This is a genomic window from Nostoc sp. CALU 546, from assembly GCF_048836525.1.
This window is the reverse complement of record NZ_JAWJTF010000030.1, coordinates 52,760-74,311: the sequence shown is the minus strand read 5'-3', so window position 1 is coordinate 74,311 and position 21,552 is coordinate 52,760. Positions and strand designations below refer to the sequence as shown.

19 protein-coding genes are annotated in these 21,552 nt (G+C 41.2%); 14 read left to right on the top strand and 5 right to left on the bottom strand.

All coding sequences use genetic code 11. From position 1 onward, the window contains the following. Window positions 1–301 precede the first annotated feature (301 nt). The gene (locus tag RRG12_RS17035; RefSeq protein ID WP_069072824.1) at window positions 302–937 is read left to right on the top strand and encodes a hypothetical protein; all 636 of its coding nucleotides are present in this window, start codon (window positions 302–304) and stop codon (window positions 935–937) included. 143 nt (window positions 938–1,080) lie between these two features. On the opposite strand, the gene RRG12_RS17030 is transcribed toward RRG12_RS17035, so the two are convergent. Together RRG12_RS17030 and sufR are read right to left on the bottom strand one after the other, a co-directional pair. Next, on the bottom strand, window positions 1,081–1,341 hold the full coding sequence (locus tag RRG12_RS17030) for a hypothetical protein (protein ID WP_420760094.1): 261 nt from the start codon (window positions 1,339–1,341) through the stop codon (window positions 1,081–1,083). A gap of 60 nt (window positions 1,342–1,401) precedes the next feature. Continuing rightward, window positions 1,402–2,085 carry an iron-sulfur cluster biosynthesis transcriptional regulator SufR gene (gene sufR, locus RRG12_RS17025; RefSeq protein WP_420760093.1) on the bottom strand — a complete coding sequence of 228 codons (684 nt, stop codon included), beginning with the start codon at window positions 2,083–2,085 and terminating at the stop codon, window positions 1,402–1,404. 393 nt (window positions 2,086–2,478) lie between these two features. Between sufR and sufB the strand changes: the two genes are divergently transcribed. The 6 genes from sufB to RRG12_RS16995 all read left to right on the top strand — a co-directional run bounded on the left by sufB (window position 2,479) and on the right by RRG12_RS16995 (window position 9,038). Then, window positions 2,479–3,918 (top strand): Fe-S cluster assembly protein SufB, encoded by a 1,440-nt coding sequence (gene sufB / locus RRG12_RS17020; protein WP_420760092.1) that lies wholly within the window; start codon window positions 2,479–2,481, stop codon window positions 3,916–3,918. A gap of 130 nt (window positions 3,919–4,048) precedes the next feature. After that, window positions 4,049–4,840: a Fe-S cluster assembly ATPase SufC gene (gene sufC, locus RRG12_RS17015; protein ID WP_069072820.1), complete on the top strand. Its 792-nt coding sequence runs from the start codon at window positions 4,049–4,051 to the stop codon at window positions 4,838–4,840. Beyond that, the gene (sufD, locus tag RRG12_RS17010; RefSeq protein ID WP_420760091.1) at window positions 4,840–6,207 is read left to right on the top strand and encodes a Fe-S cluster assembly protein SufD; all 1,368 of its coding nucleotides are present in this window, start codon (window positions 4,840–4,842) and stop codon (window positions 6,205–6,207) included. The genes sufC and sufD overlap by 1 nt, the downstream gene beginning before the upstream one ends. 35 nt (window positions 6,208–6,242) lie before the next feature. Further along, window positions 6,243–7,505 (top strand): cysteine desulfurase, encoded by a 1,263-nt coding sequence (locus tag RRG12_RS17005; RefSeq protein WP_420760090.1) that lies wholly within the window; start codon window positions 6,243–6,245, stop codon window positions 7,503–7,505. A 219-nt stretch (window positions 7,506–7,724) separates the two neighbouring features. Then, on the top strand, window positions 7,725–8,357 hold the full coding sequence (locus RRG12_RS17000; RefSeq protein WP_420760089.1) for a Uma2 family endonuclease: 633 nt from the start codon (window positions 7,725–7,727) through the stop codon (window positions 8,355–8,357). A 48-nt stretch (window positions 8,358–8,405) separates the two neighbouring features. After that, window positions 8,406–9,038, top strand: a complete 633-nt coding sequence (locus RRG12_RS16995) for a Uma2 family endonuclease (RefSeq protein ID WP_420760088.1) — start codon at window positions 8,406–8,408, stop codon at window positions 9,036–9,038. 30 nt (window positions 9,039–9,068) lie between these two features. On the opposite strand, the gene RRG12_RS16990 is transcribed toward RRG12_RS16995, so the two are convergent. Further along, the gene (locus tag RRG12_RS16990; RefSeq protein WP_420760087.1) at window positions 9,069–10,406 is read right to left on the bottom strand and encodes a hypothetical protein; all 1,338 of its coding nucleotides are present in this window, start codon (window positions 10,404–10,406) and stop codon (window positions 9,069–9,071) included. 250 nt (window positions 10,407–10,656) lie between these two features. On the opposite strand from RRG12_RS16990, the gene RRG12_RS16985 reads away from it, so the two are divergent. From RRG12_RS16985 to RRG12_RS16975, 3 genes are read left to right on the top strand one after another with little or no spacing between them, the layout of a single operon-like run. Next, entirely contained in the window at window positions 10,657–11,226 is a 570-nt protein-coding gene (locus RRG12_RS16985; RefSeq protein WP_069072814.1) for a hypothetical protein, read from the top strand. Then, on the top strand, window positions 11,138–11,767 hold the full coding sequence (locus RRG12_RS16980; protein ID WP_420760086.1) for an Imm1 family immunity protein: 630 nt from the start codon (window positions 11,138–11,140) through the stop codon (window positions 11,765–11,767). Before RRG12_RS16985 ends, RRG12_RS16980 begins: the two co-directional genes overlap by 89 nt. A 38-nt stretch (window positions 11,768–11,805) precedes the next feature. Further along, window positions 11,806–12,027 (top strand): addiction module protein, encoded by a 222-nt coding sequence (locus RRG12_RS16975; protein WP_069072813.1) that lies wholly within the window; start codon window positions 11,806–11,808, stop codon window positions 12,025–12,027. 35 nt (window positions 12,028–12,062) lie between these two features. Here RRG12_RS16975 and RRG12_RS16970 read toward each other — a convergent pair whose 3' ends face one another. Beyond that, window positions 12,063–12,761 (bottom strand): Uma2 family endonuclease, encoded by a 699-nt coding sequence (locus tag RRG12_RS16970; protein ID WP_420760103.1) that lies wholly within the window; start codon window positions 12,759–12,761, stop codon window positions 12,063–12,065. Window positions 12,762–12,895: 134 nt separating this feature from the next. On the opposite strand from RRG12_RS16970, the gene RRG12_RS16965 reads away from it, so the two are divergent. The 3 genes from RRG12_RS16965 to RRG12_RS16955 all read left to right on the top strand — a co-directional run bounded on the left by RRG12_RS16965 (window position 12,896) and on the right by RRG12_RS16955 (window position 16,295). Then, window positions 12,896–14,470, top strand: a complete 1,575-nt coding sequence (locus RRG12_RS16965; protein ID WP_420760085.1) for a type II CAAX prenyl endopeptidase Rce1 family protein — start codon at window positions 12,896–12,898, stop codon at window positions 14,468–14,470. A gap of 688 nt (window positions 14,471–15,158) precedes the next feature. Beyond that, window positions 15,159–15,434 (top strand): TM2 domain-containing protein, encoded by a 276-nt coding sequence (locus RRG12_RS16960; protein WP_069072810.1) that lies wholly within the window; start codon window positions 15,159–15,161, stop codon window positions 15,432–15,434. Between the two features lie 594 nt (window positions 15,435–16,028). Beyond that, window positions 16,029–16,295: a TM2 domain-containing protein gene (locus tag RRG12_RS16955; RefSeq protein ID WP_069072809.1), complete on the top strand. Its 267-nt coding sequence runs from the start codon at window positions 16,029–16,031 to the stop codon at window positions 16,293–16,295. A gap of 499 nt (window positions 16,296–16,794) precedes the next feature. Here the strand turns inward: RRG12_RS16955 and RRG12_RS16950 are convergent, their stop codons facing one another. Next, window positions 16,795–18,156, bottom strand: coding sequence for a transposase (locus RRG12_RS16950; protein ID WP_420760034.1), 1,362 nt, complete (start codon window positions 18,154–18,156; stop codon window positions 16,795–16,797). A 582-nt stretch (window positions 18,157–18,738) separates the two neighbouring features. Here RRG12_RS16950 and RRG12_RS16945 point away from each other — a divergent pair. Then, on the top strand, window positions 18,739–21,315 hold the full coding sequence (locus RRG12_RS16945) for a heavy metal translocating P-type ATPase (RefSeq protein WP_420760084.1): 2,577 nt from the start codon (window positions 18,739–18,741) through the stop codon (window positions 21,313–21,315). Window positions 21,316–21,552: the final 237 nt, after the last annotated feature.

Sequence of the window (21,552 nt, the reverse complement as noted above, 5' to 3'; positions counted from 1 at the left end):
TTGTATTAAGTCTAATTGCATACACAATTAAAGCTAGGTTCTTGTAAAAGTTAATAATTTAATCCTAATTTAAAAATTTTAATATTGATAATTTCTAAATAATTATTTTAGACATTAATAAATACTAAATTATATTAAAACTTGTTAAACAAAAGTCTGTTTTTTTATCACTAAAGACAGAGGTATTAACTCTTTCTATTGATAGAGATAAAAGTAGGTGATTTAGTTATTTAATCTTAAGCATAAAGATGAATATACCTGAGCAGGAACTTTGCTGAAAAAGCACTGGAGAACATAAGCTATGTCATACGTAAATCGAACAGGCAATGACGTTATTCCTACTGACACTGTGGTAGCAGGTCGAGTAGCCGAATATCATGACCGTGTTCGCTGGGGGCCAATTATTGCTGGTTTGTTGGTTTCTTTAGCTACACAACTAATTTTGAGTTCTATAATTGGTGCGATCGCAGCTGGTACAGTGGAAGGTTCAGGTGCGCCCAGATCAATTGCCCCTAACGTTGCAGGTAGTGCGGGGCTTTGGTCAACTATTGCTTTATTAATTTCCCTATTTGTTGGTGGTTGGGTTACAGCCCGTGCTTGTGGGCCAATGAACCGCAATACAGCCCTTCTTAACGGCGCAATTCTTTGGGCAACAACTTTGGCAGTTAGCTCATGGCTATTTGCAAGTGGAGTATCGGGTGCTTTTGGTGTTGCGGCTTCCAACGCCGGGGAAGTGATAAACCAGGTACAACAGCAAGGTGCTGCCCCCAACATTCCACAAACAAACGTAACTGCTCAACAAGCTCGTGAGATTGCAGCAAATGTGCGATCGGGATTGTGGTGGTTTGTGTTTGGTTCCTTATTGGGTTTAGTAGCTGCAATGATGGGAGCCGTAGCTGGTGCTCGCAGTCCCCGCACTAACAATTACACAGCTTAAATTATCTGAAAAATCAAATGTTAATAACCCAGATCCTCCACTTTTTGCTAAAAGTTGGGTATCTGGGTTATTGGTGTAGGTAATTGGTCTTTGAAGACGGGATTTATCGCGTCTCTACATGAGGGTTGACTTGTATCCTTAGTTCACCATTTCAGATATGAACCTTCAATCCCCTCTTCACGCCGAATTTTGCCATCTTTTTCAAACCAAGCAATTACTTGCTGCGTTGTCAAATCTTCAATAGCAACATCATACTCTTGGGCGATATGCTTCAAAAGCTTAAGTGATGAAATTGTCAATCTTGTTAAAAACTTTTCTGGCGAAGACAACAAAGCCGCGTCAACTTTCGCTGACTCTTCCAGAGTTAAAAATTGTGCTGATGGTTGCTGTGGTGGTACATCCATAAATGCTATCTCAAATTTAGTTGGGCATTAGTTATTAAAAAAAGGACTAATGACAAATGACTAATGACGAACTTGTACCAAATAGCCGCAACGATGTTCGCCATCAATAATCCAGTGGGTGCGTTCTACAGTACAATCTGGTAATACAGCCGCAAACATTTCTAATTCGTGACCACAGATGCTAGGGAAAGACTCGGCAACGTTAGAAATGGCACAGTTATGCTCCATTAAGATAAAGCGATCGCACTCAAAGGAGTCATTCACATCAACAGCGTGATACTCTGCCATGAAGCCTTCCGCTTTTCTGAACTCCACTAAGTTAGCTACCCGTTCTCGCAGTGAACCATTACCCAAGCGATCGCGGTATTCTTGAGCTTTGCGCTGCCACTGTTTCTCTAAAATCGATTTAAATTGGTCGTGTCCCACCGTTTCGGCTAAGGTGTCTAGCAGCGAAACCGCAAAATTTCCGCTTGCATCACCAAAGCGATCGCTCATTGTTCGGTGCAAGCGATCGCGTCCTTGACGACTCAATTCATAAAGGTGCTGCGGACGCCCCATCCCCGCCGTCTGCACTGATGTAGAATACAAAACTAGCTCCTCCGTCTCCAAATCCTTGAGATGGCGACGAATCGCTTGCGGGGTAACGTCTAAAACTTCAGCTAGCTCCAAAGCCGTTGCTTTTTCGTGTTTGTGCAGATACTCAAGGATATCTTGCTTGGTTGAGGACTGGTGGGTAGTCGCCATCTTCATTTGGTGCGAGACGTTCAGCGAACGTCCCAAAAATTTCTTTGAAAATTTGACCGTGCCGATTTTGGATTTTGGTTTTTTTGGATTAAAAAAGTTTTTTGGTATATGCCCCACTACGCGATCGTCAATCTAAAATCCCTGAGCCAAGCACCCTTGTGGCCTCTTTCAATCCAAAATTGCAAATCTAAAATCCAAAATTGTTTGACTTTGACAACATTGTTGTTGTTAATTTAGCGTAAAATGAAGATACATTAAACAACAAAGCTGTTGTTTTACTCTCCACCACTATTCTAGCAGGCGTGTAACCATTCCGTAACGGGAGATGGGAATCGGTTAGCCACAGCCCGCCTCCCATCCTAAAAGAGTTCCGAACACGAGAGATTATTACTGATGAGTGCCACTGTCAAAACCTTAGTCAACCAACCCTACAAGTACGGCTTTGTCACAGACATTGAGTCCGACACCATACCGCGTGGACTAGACGAGGACGTTATCCGCTTGATCTCCTCTAAGAAGAACGAGCCGCAGTTCATGCTGGATTTTCGCCTCAGAGCTTATCGCCAGTGGCAAAAAATGACGGAACCCACTTGGCCAAATGTCAAGTATCCGCCAATAAATTATCAGGATATCATTTACTACTCAGCGCCAAAACGCAAGAAAGACAAACTAAACAGCTTGGATGAAGTTGATCCAACCCTTTTAGAAACTTTTGAGAAGTTAGGCATTTCCCTATCTGAACAGAAGCGACTGGCAAACGTCGCTGTTGATGCGATTTTCGATAGCGTCTCTGTCGCCACTACATTTAAAGAAAAGTTAGCGGAAGACGGCGTTATTTTCTGTTCGTTTTCGGAAGCGTTGCAGGAACACCCAGAACTAATTAAAAAATATTTGGGTAGCGTTGTTCCCATCGCTGACAATTATTTTGCCGCCTTAAACGCCGCCGTATTTAGCGATGGTTCTTTTGTCTATATTCCTAAAGGCGTAAAATGCCCAATGGAACTATCTACCTACTTCCGCATCAACTCTGGTGACACGGGACAATTTGAGCGGACTTTGATTGTCGCTGAAGAAGGTAGTTATGTTTCTTACCTGGAAGGTTGCACTGCACCAATGTATGACAGCAACCAGTTGCACGCAGCCGTTGTGGAACTTGTCGCCCTTGACAACGCCGAAATTAAATATTCCACCGTCCAAAACTGGTACGCTGGCGATGCCAACGGTAAAGGCGGTATTTACAACTTTGTCACCAAGCGCGGTTTGTGTCAGGGCGTAAATTCCAAGATTTCCTGGACTCAAGTAGAAACAGGTTCGGCAATTACTTGGAAATATCCCAGCTGTGTTTTGGTGGGTGATAACTCTGTGGGTGAGTTCTACTCGGTGGCGCTGACAAATCACATGCAGCAAGCCGATACCGGCAGCAAGATGATTCACGTTGGTAAGAATACCCGCAGCACAATTATTTCTAAAGGAATCTCCGCAGGTAATTCTAGTAATAGCTATCGGGGTTTGGTGAAAGTCAATCCGACGGCTAAAGGGGCGAGAAATTATTCCCAGTGCGACTCAATGCTGATTGGGGATAATGCTCACGCGAATACTTTCCCCTATATCCAGGTGCAAAACAACACTGCGAAGGTGGAGCATGAAGCTTCTACTTCCAAGATTGGGGAAGATCAGTTATTTTACTTCGCTCAACGAGGTATTTCCTCAGAAGATGCTATTTCGATGATGATTAGCGGCTTCTGCAAGGATGTTTTCAATCAGCTACCAATGGAGTTTGCAGTGGAAGCTGATAAGTTGTTGAGTTTGAAGTTGGAAGGCAGTGTTGGATAGCGCTTGTAGTCAGCACTTGAGTGCTGTCAAGTTGCTGGGAACCGAAAAAATTAACGCTTGTAGTCAGCACTTTAACGCTTTTCTCCAGCACTAAAGTGCTGACTACGAACCAAAAAAGAAGAGAGAAAACATGATTATTGAAAATAGTGAAATTGTGCTGTCAGTAAAGAATCTGACGGCTAATGTTGATGGTACACCGATTCTGAAAGGCGTGAATCTGGATGTGCGATCGGGTGAAATTCATGCGATTATGGGGCCGAATGGTTCTGGTAAGAGTACCTTTTCTAAGGTATTGGCAGGACATCCGGCGTATGAGGTGACTGGCGGTGAGGTAATTTTCCAAGGGCAAAATCTCCTGGAATTGGAACCAGAAGAACGCGCTAGAAGCGGTGTATTTTTGGCGTTTCAGTATCCGTTAGAAATTCCCGGTGTGAGCAATTTGGATTTCTTGCGGGTGGCGTACAATTCCCGTCGCAAGGCGCAAGGATTAGAGGAAATAGACGCTTTTGATTTTGACGATTTGATTGAAGAAAAGCTGGATGTGGTGAAAATGAATCCCAGTTTTCTCAGTCGGAGTTTGAATGAAGGGTTTTCTGGTGGTGAGAAGAAGCGGAATGAAATTCTGCAAATGGCGCTCCTGGAACCCAAATTGGGAATTTTGGATGAAACAGATTCGGGTTTGGATATTGACGCGCTTAGAATTGTGGCGAATGGAGTAAATCAACTGGCAAGTCCAGAAAATGCCACAATTTTGATTACCCACTATCAGCGATTACTCGATTATATTGTGCCTGATTTTGTGCATGTGATGGCACATGGGCAGATTATTACGAGTGGTGGTAAGGAACTGGCGTTGGAATTAGAGTCTCGCGGTTATGACTGGGTACTAGAAGAATTTGCAACTGCTGGGGTGAGTGTGTAATGAGTATTCAAGTATCTCCTAGTCCAATACCCAACTCGAATTTAGTCAGTTTGACATCGACTCTGTTAGATAAAGATACCTATCTAACTGAATTGTTAAATCAGGTAACTACACCCAAAACAGAGGGTTGGTTACAGGAATTACGCCAAAGTGCTGCTAATTGGGTACGCCACTCAACTATCCCGACTACCCGCGAAGAAGAATGGCGATTTACTGATTTGTCGTCTCTGCGAAAGGTGCAATTTAGTGTAGAGACGGGAAATTACGCGTCTCTAGAATTTGATATTTTGCCAGAAGCGGCTAACAGTCGTTTGGTATTCGTCAACGGCGTTTATGCGCCGGAGTTATCCGCAGTTTCAGATTTACCATCTGGAATTGTGGTGAGTAATTTGGCTGGCTTATCTGCGGTTGAGCAGGAAGGTGTACAGCAGTATTTAGCTCAAGCTGAAGGAGCGCAAGAAGTTTTTACTGCTCTCAATACGGCTGGGATAACTGATGCAGCTGTGGTATGGGTGAAGAAGAATGTGGTAGTTGAGACACCAATTCATCTGGCGTTTATTTCGGTTGCGGGAGAGACTGCAACAATTTCGCAGCCGCGCTGTTTAGTGGTGGCGGAAAGTGGTTCGCAGGTGAGTTTGGTTGAAGAGTATACAAACCACCAAGGTGCAGAGAAAGAGGCAGTATATTTCACCAATGCAGTTACAGAAATTTGGATTGCTGACAATGCCCAAGTGAGTCACACTAGGGTTGAGTCAGAAGGTGCAGAGGCTTTTCATATTGGGAAAACTGCGATCGCACAGGCTCGTGATAGTCGATATACTTGTCATGCCATAACTCTAGGTGCAAAGCTGTCTCGGCACAATTTGGAGATTTTGCAAACTGGTGAGCAAACCCAAACTACTCTCAATGGTTTGACGATAATCTCTGGTAAGCAATTGTCTGATACTCACAGTGCGATCGCACTTAACTATCCTCACGGTACAAGTGACCAATTGCATAAATGTATTGTAGGCGATCGCGCTCATGCAGTGTTCAACGGTAAAGTCTTTGTCCCCAAACGAGCGCAGTTGACAAATGCAACCCAGTTGAATCGGAATTTGCTGCTATCATCGAAAGCCAGAGTTGATACCAAACCCCAATTGGAAATTACAGCGGATAATGTCAAATGCGCCCACGGTGCTACCGTTAGCCAATTGGAAGATGACGAAATATTCTATCTGCAAAGTCGGGGAATTGATGAAAACGATGCTCGTAAGTTGTTAATTAACGCCTTCGCTGCTGAAGTCATCAATAAAATACCAGTTCCTTCTCTCCGAGAAATCCTGTTAAACACAGTCAATAATCTTAAGTCTCTGACGAATGACTAATGACGAATGACGAATGACTAATAACTAATCTACCAATGACTTTCACCTCTACCAAAACCCTTGCTGATAAAGTTCGCGCTGACTTCCCGATATTGCATCAGGAAGTCAATGAGAAACCCTTGGTTTATCTCGATAATGCTGCGACATCGCAAAAGCCTTTGTCCGTATTAAATACCCTACGGGATTATTACGAGCAATATAATGCTAACGTGCATCGCGGTGCCCATACCCTCAGTGCTAAAGCTACTGATGCTTATGAAGGTGCTAGAGATAAAGTTGCCAAATTCATCAATGCTGCTTCGCGTCAGGAAATTGTCTACACCCGCAACGCAACTGAGGCGATTAACCTAGTAGCCTACAGTTGGGGAATGAACAATTTGCAGCCGGGAGATGAGATTATACTCTCGGTGATGGAACACCACAGTAATATTGTGCCTTGGCAATTGGTGGCACAAAAAACGGGTGCAGTACTGAAATTTGTAGAATTAACACCAGAAGAAACTTTTGATTTGGAACAGTTTAAAAAGCTGATTTCTGAGAAAACTAAGCTGGTGTCGGTGGTGCATATTTCTAATACTTTGGGTTGCATTAATCCAGTAGAAGAAATTGGTGCGATCGCTCACAAATACGGTGTTAAATTCTTAGTAGATGCTTGCCAAAGTGTTCCTCACTACCCCATTGACGTACAGAAAATAGATTGTGATTGGTTGGTAGCATCTGGTCATAAAATGTGCGCCCCAACTGGGATAGGATTTCTGTATGGCAAGTTAGAATTGTTAGAATCAATGCCACCATTTTTTGGTGGTGGTGAGATGATTGCAGAGGTATATTTAGACCATTCAACTTATGCAGAATTACCGCATAAATTTGAAGCCGGTACACCTGCAATTGGAGAAGCGATCGCGCTTGGTGCTGCGATCGATTATCTTAGCAATATCGGCATGGATAAAATCCACGCTTACGAAGCAGAATTAACAGCTTATTTGTTCCAACAATTAGAGCAAATTCCCCAAATTAGAATTTACGGCCCCAAACCAAATGCGAAAGGGGAAGGTAGAGCCGCACTTGCGTCATTCACCGCCGGGGAAGTCCACGCTAACGACTTATCTACATTATTAGATCAAGAAGGTGTTGCTATCCGTTCTGGACACCACTGCACACAACCATTACACCGTTACTTAGGACTTGCTGCAACCGCACGAGCAAGTCTATCTTTCTACAACACCCGCGAGGAAATTGATATTTTTATCAAAGCGCTGAAAGAAACTTTGGAATTTTTTGCGGGTTTCCTTGCTTAAAGTTAGAAAATATTTAGATCCTGATTGTGCCAAATATCAGCAACATATCTTGCTAATAGTTGGCACAATTTAATTATCTGGATTATTTATAGGAAAAACTAAAGTTTTTGAAGCTCATTGGGCAAGTGATTGAAATTGACTTGAGCGAGTATTATATTAATAACATAGTTAAAATTATCGGGATTTTATCTAACATCCTGACAGAATAAGTATTGTAATATGCTTGTCAAGTCAACGCCTGCTGAACAAAGAACAGTGCTACAGAACATTAGCTGGGAAACCTTTGAAGCCTTGCTGAGAGATACAGGTGAGGACAGAGGCTCAAGATTTGCTTATGACTGCGGTGTTTTAGAAATCATGACTCCACTTTTTGAACATGAAAATCCTAAAATTCAGTTTGACCGATTGATATTCGCTTTAGCAGTGGAATTAAAAACTAAAATTAGAAGTGCTGGTTCTACAACATTAAAACGTAAACCAATAGCCAAGGGAATAGAACCCGATAGTTGCTATTATATTCAAAATGAGCCACTAATTAGAGATAAACAAGAATTAGATTTAATAACAGACCCAGCACCGGATTTAGCAGTTGAAATTGATATAACTAGCACTTCTATTAATAAATTTAATATTTATGCGGCTTTAGGTGTCGGAGAATTGTGGAGATATAACGGTGAAATTTTAAAATTTTATCAACTAGTAGCAAGCGAATATATTGAAATTAAGTCGAGTATTGCTTTCCCTCTAATTTCTGTTAGTGAAATGAATAGATTTATCCAGCAAAGTAAAACTATGGATGAAATTGATTTGGTGCAATCCTTCCGCGCTTGGGTGCAGAGTAAGATAGGGTAAAGTGTACTTACATCGATAAATATAATTACTGGCTTATTTTTTTAATCTATGCTTGTCAAGTCAACGGTTGGTGAACAAAGAACAGTGCTACATAACATTAGCTGGGAAACCTTTGAAGCCTTGTTGAGAGATACAGGTGAAGATAGAGGTTCTCGGTTTGCTTATGATTGCGGTGTTTTAGAAATCATGACTCCACTTTTTGAACACGAAAACCCCAAAAGTAATTTTGGGAATTTTATTATTGCTTTAGCTGAAGAATTAGGGATTGAATTGAGAAGCGCTGGTTCTACAACATTGAAGCGGAAAATATTAAATCGGGGAATAGAACCAGATACTTGCTACTATATCCAGAATGAACTAGCTATTAGGGGTAAGCAAACTTTAGATTTAGAAAATGATCCGCCGCCTGACTTAGCAATTGAAATTGACATTACCAGCAGTTCAGTTAACAAATTGGGGATTTATTCAGCGTTGGGTGTAACTGAACTTTGGAGATATGATGGGCAGGATTTAAAATTTTATCAGTTGATAGAGGGGCAATATGTTGAGTGTAAGTTTAGTATTGCCTTTCCTATAGTATCGGTGAGTGAGATAAGTAGATTTATTGAGCAGAGTAAAAGTATGGGGGACATTGCTTTGCTTAAATCCTTTCGCGCTTGGGTGCGAGAGAAGTTAGAATAAATTCCCACCTTTTACTTACCAAGGTTACAATTACTTATGCTTACGTCGATAGTGAGGTTTAACATAAGTTCCATCTTTGCGTCTATAGCCTCCGACATATTTTTTATTAATCGCTGTATCTAAAGCTTCGTAAGTAATTTTACTTATATTCCAAATAATTTTTGCACTGTGTTTGTCTAGATGATGTTGTTCACTAGGTTGAATCTGTTTTTCTGAGCGATCCTGTTCATCCTGCCAACGCTGCTTTTGTAAACTACGCTGTTCATTTTGCAAACGCTGTTTTTCTAAGCGTTTCTCTTGTAAGCGTCGCCTTTCCTCTCGGCTACGATTGTCCTCTTCTACTTTAGCTATATTGATATTTTCTTTTGCTTTTTCAATAATAAAACTTGGCACTTTTAAGATGGATTCATTGTCTTTTGGATAAAAAACGCCAGAAATCCAACTAAATATAGAAGATTTTGGTAAAGCTTTTTCGGTTAACCAAAGTTTGACAGTTTTATCCCAACTACTACTAGCAATAGCAAATCCATCAGCACAAAAGCTAATTGAACTAATACCTGCTGAATGTGCATCAATATTAGTTATAATTTCGCCATTGACTATATGCCAAATCTTTATTGTTTTGTCATCACAACCACTTGCAATAGTTTGTCCATCAGGACTAATAGCCACAGACCAAACATTGCCTGAATGCCCAGAATATGTACGGATTAATCTGCCAGCTTTTACATCCCATAATTTTATGGTTTTATCATCACTTCCACTGGCAATAAGCTGTCCATTAGGACTAAAAGCAATTGTACGCACAGCACCTGAATGTTCAGATAAGGTGAGAATTTCTTTTCCCATCTTCCAAGCCCATAGTTTAATTGTGTTATCACAACTACCGCTAGCAAGTATTTTTCCATCAGGACTAAATGCTACTGACTGAATATAATTTGAATGACCAAACAAAGTGCAAACTTCATGACCAGTTTTTAAACACCAGATTTTTATAGAATGATCATCACTAGCACTAACAATAAATTCTCCATTATTAATAGCAATATTGGTGACTGATTTAGAATGCCCATTTAAAGTAAGAATATCTTGAGAAGTTTTCCAGTTCCATATTTTTATAGTTTTATCATCACTGCCACTGACAATTCTTTCTCCATCTGGACTGAAAGTGATTGAACGAACTGTATCTAAATGTCCAGATAAAGTGAAATATTCCTGACCAGTATTTAAATTCCATAGTTTGATATTTTTGTCATCACTACCACTTGCCAAAGTTTGATTATCAGGGCTAATTGCAACTGAACGAACTCCCCCAAACCAACCTGAATGCCCTATGAATGTATGTGAAAGATACCATTTTTGAGTCATGGTTGTATTTATGATGTTAAGTATTTATTTGAGTTATGCATATTTTAAGACATCATTATTTGAAGAGTAATGTAGGAATTACCGTATGTTCAGTTATGAAAAATAGAATCTAACTAGAAGAAGATAAGTCTTAGTAATGGTGTGATAATAGCCACATCGTCTCCCAACTCTGACGGGGCAATCAAACGCGATCGCTCCATCACTCCCTAACCCAGTATTATCTTTCTTATGATGTGTGAGGATTACTAGATTGGCTGATATCGGCTCGTATCGGGTGCGAATCCTAACTCAAGAGAGGGGCGAACAAGAGGCTGTCATTTCTCCTGCAATAGTGGATGATATGCCAAGCAATTGGACTTTTCATTGGCAAGAGTTATGGCGACGTACTGACTTTGACTTACAAAGCATTGTTAAACTGGTATATGATCGGCAAGTCTGGGGATTAATTAGGTACATTGTCTTTCCTTACCCAGGTACACCGGAGACTTTAGAAATTCAGCATCTAGAAAGTAATCCTGTGACTAGAGGCCAGGAAGCTAACCGCCTGATTGAACCGATAGGAAAATGGCTATTTTGGTATGCAACGCAAGTGGGATTGCAGTATTGTTCCGGCGGTTTGAGTGATACTCGTATTATTCTTGTATCTCTAGATTCAGCTTTTGACTACTATAGAGACATAATCGAAATGCAGTATGTGGGCGCAACAAACATTGCCCCAGGAGAAGATGGCTATGTGTTCAAATTCTCAAGAGACAACGCCGCAGCCTTCATCAGAAGACACGAAAGCCAATGGGGAATCCCCACGTTTGTTGACTCCTGAGCAAATTCGGGTAGGAACAAATGTGATAATGACCTATGCTGAACGTCAAGCCTTTTGGAAAAATTCTGAGATTGGTAAGTTACTTGGTTTCGATTGCTGGCCAGATTTGCCACAAAAAACCGAAACAAGTTTAGTATTCAAGCTATCAGCAGAAACATGGCTTACTAATAGCAATCAAGGTGAATTAAGAAAAGATCCAAATTGGCTTCAAATTGAAGCAGTTATCCGCGATTTAGATGGCAAAAACAAAAGTTTAGTAACTTTGAAATCTAATGATGAGACTTACATAAATATTGGAGGCGGTAAGTCAGATAAATATGTTGTGACTGCGACCTTTAATAACACAAAATTTTATGTTTTAGTGGATTTATCAAAATCTGATGAAATAGAAACATTAGTAGTCGGTGGAGAAGAGAAAAATTATCCTGCGAAAATGTGTGTTGATTTGCTGCACTGTTTAGTAGCTGCTAGAACATTTACCGAATCAGGTAAACTTGATGCTTTACTTGATTGGGAAGAAGATAAGTCATTTGTAATTTAAAAATAAGATTATATTGAGCAAATAGATTAATAACAACCATGCAACCTATATTAAAAGTCGATATTTCTGAACTAAGTGTATCTGAACGTATACAGCTTGCCGAGGACTTATGGGACAGCATTCTTACCACACCCGATAAAGTTCCTCTCAATGATGAGCAAAAAAAAGAATTAGATAGGCGCTTGGAGATGCATCGCCAAAATAAAAACCAAGATTCAACATGGCAATCCGTCAAAGAAAGACTAGGTTTATCTAAATGAGCTATCAGTTAATAAAGCGATCGCACCCCAAAAAGTCAACTCAAAGAATCTGGATCTATCCCTAATTTTCGCAATTCCTGTGCCAGCCTTTGAGCGCGTTCTTCAGCGGTGGTAGCGCGTTGTTCGGCAGCGATCGCACGTTCTTCTGGTGTTAAATATCTGACTCCTTGTTTGTCATACCAATACAACCAATCCCGCGTAATTCCCTGATAGGTTCCCCGTTCATAACCAATTGCTAAACCTATCTCTGACAACCAAACGAGATTTCCTGGCTGCAATACATATTCACCATTTACAAAGCGATAAACTTCTAAAGGTGGTTTTCTCCGGCGTTGGGGATTATAGACAACATAATACAAAATCTCCATCTCAGCATAAAGTTTCTTTTTGCTGGTGTATTCCCCACGCCGTCTGTGAGAAACAACTTCTAATGCCATAATCGGCATCACCTTTTCTTCCCACAACACATAACTTAAACGCAAGTTCTCATCAAAAACTCGCTCGACTCCTAAACTTAAAAACCCATCAGGCACAATCGGCGGTAATTCGGGATCGTAATATATCCCCATATCAACGCCAAAAAACCAATCCATCTGGTTTGTCCACAGCCAAGCTAATATGGCTTCTAACAAGCCAGGAATCAAATGTTGTAGTTGATTATCCACAGGTTCATCGTCAGAATCGGGCAGATCCTCGGCGGAGGGTAAGCAGTGCAATGGGTTGTAATTTAACATGGTGGGTGCGTAGGCGTAGCCCGTCGTAGACATCGCAAACTTATAATATTGATGATATCTATCCACCTCTGACTTTTTCTTGCGATAATTCCCAAGGGGGACGCGCTCCCCACTGGTTAGTCAAAGGTGGATAGATGACACTCAAGCGGTTAGTTTTAATTTTTGTGCTGACGCCGATAGCAGTTCTGTTGGCGGTTTCCTCTTTATTCAGTAGTTGGCAACAACCTCAATTTCAAAGTCGCCTGGAACTATATCAAACCAATATTGCTTTACAAGCTCAAGCTTGGCAATCAGAAGATAGCAGCGATGACAATCTCCAAGGGATTCGGGAAGCAATACTTGGTGAGCAACCCCTGGAAAGCGCTACAAAGCAGTATCAGGAGGCGCGTCAATCAGTTCAAGCTAATTTGGACAAAGTTAACAATCAACTTACACAATTACGCTCTCAACCTGAAATAACTCCCACACCTCCAAAACCTCTACCTGATGTTCCTCCCACGACTAAAACCTCTAAACAGGGACAGCAACAGTTAGAGCAGTCTTTTAAGCAATTACAAAAATTACTAGCTGAATTAGACCTGCGGCTGGGAATTTTACAAGCACAGCAAGGACAGGCGGATACAGCTCTCAAAACTTGGAGCGAATTACAAAAACGCTCAGATATCAATCCAGAATTTGGAGAAACCGCAGCTGTATTAAGTGGACTGTGGAGCGATCCTCCCCGTCTGCTGCAAAATTCTCAAGAACGAATTCAAAAGAATTTAGAAGGTTGGTTTCGCTCTACTACTTTGGTTCAACTATACCAACTCCAGCAACGACAAGATGCTTTATCAGCAGTTAAAGCTGCACAACAAGAATCTGCTGCTCAAGCAGTGTTGAAATTAGCGGTTATTGGCACTATTCCGACATTGGCAGCTTTAAGTGGTCTAATATTGCTGATTTTCTTATTTGCTCAACGCTTACTGAAAGGAAAAGCCTCTTTACTAGCTCAAAATGCTGATATCCCTTGGTCAACGCCTTGGGATGGTGAAACGATTTTGCAGGTTTTTGTCGTCGGCTTTTTCTTTATGGGGCAAATTTTTGTCCCTTTAGCCCTATCGCTACTCCCTATCCCGCGTCCCGCCTCTGATGTGCGACTTCAGGCTTTTTATGTTTTGGTTAGTTACTTGCTGGTAGCATCGGGTGCGCTGTTAGTGCTGTATTTTTCTCTAAAGCGCTTTTTTCCACTACCAGAATTTTGGTTTCGCTTTCGTTTTCAAGATAAGTGGTTTTTGTGGGGGCTGGGAGGCTATTGTGCGGCTTTACCTATAGTTGTGGTGGTATCTTTGATCAATCAACAGCTATGGCAAGGACAGGGTGGTAGTAACCCGCTGTTACAACTAGCGCTGGAAAGCCAAGATAGTGTAGCACTTGGCATATTTTTCTCCACAGCAGCGATCGCAGCACCATTTTTTGAAGAAATTTTATTTCGCGGCTTTTTGTTACCTTCTCTAACTCGCTACTTACCCGTGTGGGGATCGATTCTGATTAGCAGTTTGTTGTTTGCGATCGCTCACCTCAGCTTGTCGGAAATTCTTCCCCTCACCGCATTGGGGATCGTTTTAGGGGTCGTTTACACGCGATCGCGAAACCTCCTCGCTCCTATGCTCCTCCATAGTCTCTGGAATAGTGGTACACTATTAAGCTTATTTATTTTAGGTAGCAATTAGCACAATAATATTACTGTTGCTTAAAACGAAAATATTTGCTTTTATCTCCATAAGTGGGTACAATTGACGAATTACGTTGGCGCAGCATCTCGTAGAGAGCGGCATTACGAATTATTTTAATTGTCTTCCCAAACCGTTTTAGCTGTCATAAATTTGATTGCAATTCCGTTTTGCGCTTATGAAAGTAGGGATTGGCAACTAAAAACAGGTTAGAAAAATATGGAAGATGTCTCTTGCACTTCTATATTCAACTAGTCTCGTAATGGTGCGATGGCGTTTCACGCCCACTGGAAGCGATGTCTACGACGGGCTGCGACTACACAGAAAAATCCGGAAATAATACTGACGGACTTGTAAAAAGTAGTGTATGTAGCAGCTTTTGCTGATTACTGAGGTTCATTTTTCTCAAGAAAAATGTCTTACCTAAAAATCTGCAAAACTGCCGCACCAGGGTTTGCAATCCTCAAATCCACCAAAATTCATTAAGGAGCGTCAGATTTTTAGATTATGCTGCAAGACATCCTAGCGTCCCCTCTGGAATAGAAGTGCGCTAATTTTGCTTATTTGTCTTGGGCTTACTCATACTGGAAAATTTAAAAATTTATTGATTAAGCAAATATATTTACTTGCTTTCATTACAATAAAGACTTTATTTTTATACTCACTTATCAAGGAGCAAGACTCAATTATGTCAAATCTCAACCCCAGTCACCCAACCAAACAACTTCTATCTGGTTACTGTGGCATTATCCTTGGAGCATTTGGGGTTCATAAGTTTATTCTAGGATACGCTTCGGAAGGCTTTATCATGTTGGTGATTTCCGTAGTTGGGGGTTCTTTCACCTACGGTATTGCCTTGTTAATTATGCAACTTGTAGGTTTAATTGAAGGCATGATCTATTTGAATAAGTCCCCTGAAGGATTTGTAAATACCTACTTTGTAAATAAGCAGGGTTGGTTTTAGAAACTTATATTTCACGTTTGCATTCTCGCGTGAAGTTACGTATAACGAATTTGTCAAAATAATTAATAATTTCAACCTGTGAGAGTGCAGAGCTAACATTGAATTTTTGATTTAGTGTTGACTCTGTACTCATTCTTTAATTATGAATTATTCGATTAATGCTTACATCTAGCAAAAAACTTAGGTGTGAATTTATAGAACTGCTGTCGTATTTTTGAACAAGACCCAGTACGTATCTATCCCTTGTTTCCTTTTAATAGTTCTCTGCCCAATTGACATCCTCACCCGCGGTGATTCTGGAGTAATGAGTAATAAGTAATGAGTAAATACCCATTTTTCATCCACTCATTACTCATTACTCCTTACTCATTACTTTAAAGCATTGCGTGAAGCACGGGGCTTCTCTACGAGACGCTTCGCGAACAGACCCAAATATCTGGTAAGTAAACTCTCCGAATAAAACCAGATTTCTATATATCTTCTAAATTGGGTAAAATTTGACAATTTATTACTGCGAGAGATATGGAGATGCCAAGTAAGAATAATTACATTAAAATTGAGGCTGTCATTTATAGTTGAGGAGTATGACTCATAGTGTCTAATATCAGCCCCAGTGATACTAACAGCAAAAAAGTTGCAGCTGGCATCTGCGCTATTTTGTTAGGAGCTTTAGGTATTCACAAGTTTATTCTTGGTTACAAGACTGAAGGTCTGATCATGCTGCTTGTCACCCTACTTACATTTGGTTTGGGTGGGGCAATAATGGGGATTATCGGTTTGGTTGAGGGTATCATCTACTTAACTAAGACTGATGAACAATTTCTCAATGCTTACATTGTCGAAAAGAAAGGCTGGTTTTGATTACCTGCCTCTGAGGTTTTGTTTGCCGTTTTAATTTAATGTTCATTGGTGTTTGAATTATCGAACAGAATTCAGGAGTCAGGAGTCAGAATTCAGTTGGGTATTCTGTATGACTGGCGGTGCTTCGTAGCGTTAGCGAGTCTGCGATAGCGCAGCGGTAGCGAGTATTCGAGCGTCGCGTCTGAAATAATTGGGTTTAAGACCCAGCCCTTTCAACGCGAACAAATGAACTATATGCTCTTTTTGATAATTCAAGTTGTGAATTGCTAGAAAAAAGGCATTTTTTAGCAATTACAACGGTTCAAACTATTGAATTAGATAAATTCATACATGAATTTATTAAAGTTCAGTAATGCAATCATATATTAAGAGATTTAAGAAGCTAAAATCATGATTTTTTACAAAAAATAAATAATAAAATTTCTCTGCTTGTACCATTTTTTACATCAGGTAAGCCAGTATATTTAATCAGTTATGTAGTCGTGATTAACTGCTTTTTTTATGAATTATTGTACTGTTCTAAGAGTCGATTAGTTGAAATATGTCCCTGTTTACTATTATAAATTACTGGTAATTTCGGCTTCTTTTTTCCTCTAGTCGCTTTGACAAACTGTTTGAGATTAACACCCGTTGCCAATTGTTGTAAAAGTTGTGCGATTCTGACTATTGAAACAGTTTTGAATATCTCCCACTCCGAAGCTGGAATTGCAATCATCATTCCTCTATATGTACCTTGAATCTCATCAACTAAATAAAAATCAGATAAACCAGCTTCAATTTTTTCAACTCCATGTACACCCCCTAGAGCGGCTCTTAATGTTGCGAGTATATTGTACGCAACTAACGCCATTGAAAATGAAAATAAAGCTGCTTTTGGATAAGCTAGAGTTTGAATTTCACCGTTGAAATTTTTAGTTACTGTTTGAAATAGGCTTTCTAGAGTCCAACGATTACGATATATTTCAGCTATTTTCGCTGCTGGTACAGCGCTTGGTAAATTGCTGAAAATTGCTATTTCCCATTCTTTATCTCGCGTTGCGACAAATAACTTTACTACAACCCGCCTTAATGTTAAAGCTTTCCCTTCGTAATTTATTTCTACCTTTTGCTCAAATAATTCTCCGGTTTCTGTTGAGCCTAATGGTTTTAATTCCTCTAGTTCTTTAAATCCCATCCCCTTATGTTGTCTGATTACAAAAGATGCTTTCTTCTCTTGAATCGTAAACAAAAACTTTAATGTACAAAAATTCCTGTCTCCACACCATAAATCTTGTGGCAAAACTTTCTTTAATACTGAGTCAAATTCGGAACGTTCTTGTGCATGACCGTCTTCAATGAGAAAAATATCTGTGACTAATTTTGACAATGGTTCGAGTACTACTATCGCTTTCCCCGGTAGTGCAGATGCCGCTAGATTTCGGATTGCTTTTAGTCTGTGGTCTGTTCCTTTCAAACAAGTCCCATCTACTACTTTCATGCAATACCCTGGCAATATATTTGCTTGCTCTCCACCTACTAATTTCACTAATTCAACTAAGTCTTGTGCTGTTTCTCTTATTAATGCTTGACTTACCCCCACCTCAACACCACAAAGCTTGTTATACAATGCTGTTGTACTTACACTTAAATTCGCTGCCCTCGCTTTATAAGCTGCATGAACTGATTTCTGCATTCCACATACCACCAAGCTCATCAAATCTACAAGACTTGAAAATAGCAAATCTTGTTGGTACTGCACCTGAGCATGTCTTCTAAATAACCCATCCATCCGCTCAGATGCAAATATATGTGACATTAATGCTTGTGCCATCACGCTTACTGGACTTTCTTTTACAAATTGCTCAAAGATGGAGGACAGCATTTTTAAGCACCCTGGTACTAATATGCCAAGGATACCTTGAATTCATCTTCATAACCTATATTAGGAGCGGGTTTTAGCCTTGGCTTTAGTAGTTCATTTGTTCGCATTGAAAGGGCTGGGTTTAAGACCCCCACCAAATTGAAAATTTGGTGGTGCAACAATTCCTGCGCCGGTCTGAATCCCCGACTGATTTATTCTGACTCCTGTTAGCGGATAGCTAAGGTTTAGCCCATTCTGACTTCTGAATTCTTCTTCAATCCTACTTCTATGCCAACTATCAAACGTAAACAGCTAATCTGGATATTCTTCTTGTTGTTGGGCTTAGGCTATTTCAGCGCTATGTCTAATTTGGAAATTCACAATTTTTGGAAAAGCCTAATTGTACTCATGCCAATGCAGGTTGGAGCTATTGTTTATGTAACTTACCTACGATGGAGCCGTCAGTGACCCTCAGCAGAGTAGGATAAATTAAGAAATTTAATAGGGTTGACATACAGTCGTAGTTCCATATTTAGCCTACGCTCAAATTAGAGACGCTTTTAGTCAGGCGTTGAATTTCTGTAGCGAATCTAAACACTTGCCATGCAACTTGTCCCAAAAACTAAGCTAGCCCCAGAACTCGACCCAATCTTAGAGAAAATTATTCTCGATGTTGGGGGTATGAAGTGTGCTGGGTGTGTCAACGCAGTAGAGCGACAGCTAACTCAACATCCAGGAGTCAAGAGTGCTTGTGTGAACCTGGCCACAGAGGTAGCTGTTGTAGAGTCAGAAGTTGGTGCAGTAGATGTAGATGCACTGGCAGAGCGATTAACAGCCGTTGGATTCCCAACTCAACCCCGAAAAGCTAGCGGCACAGTCACAGGCGAAATATCTACTTTACCAGACCCAGCAGAACGACAACGCCGAGAAATGCGATCTTCTTTTAGGCAGTTGGCGATCGCAGCAATGTTGCTAATATTGTCGGGAAGTGGGCATTTTGGTAATCTTGGTAGCTCAGTGCTGCCAGTGCTGAATAACATCTGGTTTCACTGTGGATTGGCGACAGTGGCACTATTAATTCCCGGTCGCCCGATTTTAGTAGATGGTTGGCTGGGCTGGCGGCGAAATGCACCCAACATGAACACTCTGGTGGGATTAGGAACGCTGACAGCCTACATTGCTAGTTTAGTAGCGCTGCTCTTTCCCCAATTGGGTTGGGAATGCTTCTTTGATGAACCAGTAATGATGCTGGGCTTTATTCTTTTGGGAAGGACATTAGAACAACAAGCTAGAGGTCGCGCCGCTGCCGCATTTAGGAAATTACTAGCACTCCAGCCCCAAGTAGCGCGATTAATTGCCAACCCAGAGAAAGGAGGAGTGGGATCTTCTAGTGTAGAAATTCCCGCTGAACAAGTGCGTGTTGGTGAATGGTTACAAGTGCTGCCGGGTGATAAAATCCCCGTTGATGGTGAATTGATGGTTGGTCAAACAACGGTCGATGAATCAATGTTAACTGGGGAAGCCGTACCAGTAATTAAGCAACCCGGAGATACGGTGACAGGGGGCACACTAAACCAGTCAGGAGCGATCGCTATTCAGGCAACCCGTATTGGAAGTGATACAACTCTAGCTCAAATTGTCACCCTAGTAGAAGCCGCCCAAACTCGGAAAGCACCAGTACAAAAATTAGCAGATACGGTAGCTGGTTACTTTACCTACGGTGTACTGACAGCATCTATATTGACATTTGTCTTTTGGTACTTTTTCGGCACTCACATCTGGACTGATATCACCATGTCTGGTGGCATGGAAATGATGAGCCACGCTCCACATAATGCTCACCACTCCCCACTTCCCACTCCCCAATCCCCTTTATTAATTAGTTTAAAACTAGCGATCGCAGTTATGGTAGTCGCCTGTCCCTGTGCTTTGGGACTTGCTACCCCAACAGCCATTCTTGTCGGGACTGCGATGGGTGCAGAACGGGGTTTATTGATTAAAGGTGGTAACGTTTTAGAAAGAGTACACCAATTAGACACTGTAGTATTTGATAAAACCGGCACTTTGACCACAGGTAATCCCATCGTCACAGATTGTCTGTTAATTGAGGAAATGGGGAAGGTGGGGCCCCCTCTGGGGATAAGGGGTAATGGGGAAAAGGCAGAGGAACAGGAGAAGAATAACAATGCCCAATGCCCAATGCCCAATGCCCAATCCCTAATACAATTAGCAGCAGCCGTAGAAAGCGGTACTCACCACCCTCTAGCAAAAGCGATTCAGCAAGAAGCACAACGGCAACAGTTATCTATTCCAAATGCTGTGGATTTTCACACAGAACCAGGATTAGGGGTGTCTGCTGTGGTGGAGGGTACAGTTGTACTCTTGGGTAACTGGGACTGGTTGAGTTGGCACGGTATTTCAAGTAGTGAAACCGCACAGCAGGTAGCACAGGATTTAGCAGCAGATGGTAAAACAGTCGTTTGCGTAGCAGTTGGGGGAACTTTCGCCGGACTAATTGCTGTTTCTGATACTCTCAGACCAGATGCCCGTTCTACCGTAGACAAGTTGCGTCAGATGGGCTTACGGGTAATGTTGCTCAGTGGCGATCGCAAAGAAGCAGCGATCGCTATAGCCAAACAACTAGGAATAGATAGCGTTGATGTAATAGCAGGTGTCCCCCCAGCCAAAAAAGCGGCCGCAATACAATCTCTCCAGTTAGAAGGGACAAGAGGACAAAGAGCTTACGAGGGAACAAAGAAAACTCCCAACTCCCCACTCCCCACTCCCCACTCAGCACTCACCACTCAGCACTCAGTAATCGCAATGGTAGGAGATGGAATCAACGATGCTCCAGCTTTATCCCAAGCAGATGTAGGAATTGCTTTACACTCAGGGACAGATGTGGCGATGGAAACTGCTGAAATTATCCTAATGCGCGATCGCTTAAATGATGTCGTCGAATCTATTCAGCTTAGTCGCGCCACCTTCAACAAAATCCGCCAAAATTTATTTTGGGCTTTTGCATATAATACTGTTGGTATTCCTTTAGCAGCAGGTGTTTTGTTCCCTAGTCTGGGTTTTGTCCTTAACCCATCTGGTGCAGCTGCACTAATGGCTTTTAGCTCTGTTAGCGTCGTCACAAACTCAATATTATTACGGCGATTAGCTCATCACTCGTAGAATAGTCTTTTACAGGTAAATTCCCAAGCACAAATCTTGGTTATTTCCATATAAAGTTAAACTGAGTTGTATTCAGTTTTTACGCAGCCCAAAAAGCTTCTTAAGACACTTACCAAAGCTATCATAACTACTGGAGTAGAACAGATATCAATACTGCTCGGTTAAGAATTTTTAACTCGGAATTGGTTAAGGGGAAAAGGTTAAAGGGAAAAGTTAAAGGTTTTTTCTTTCCCCTTT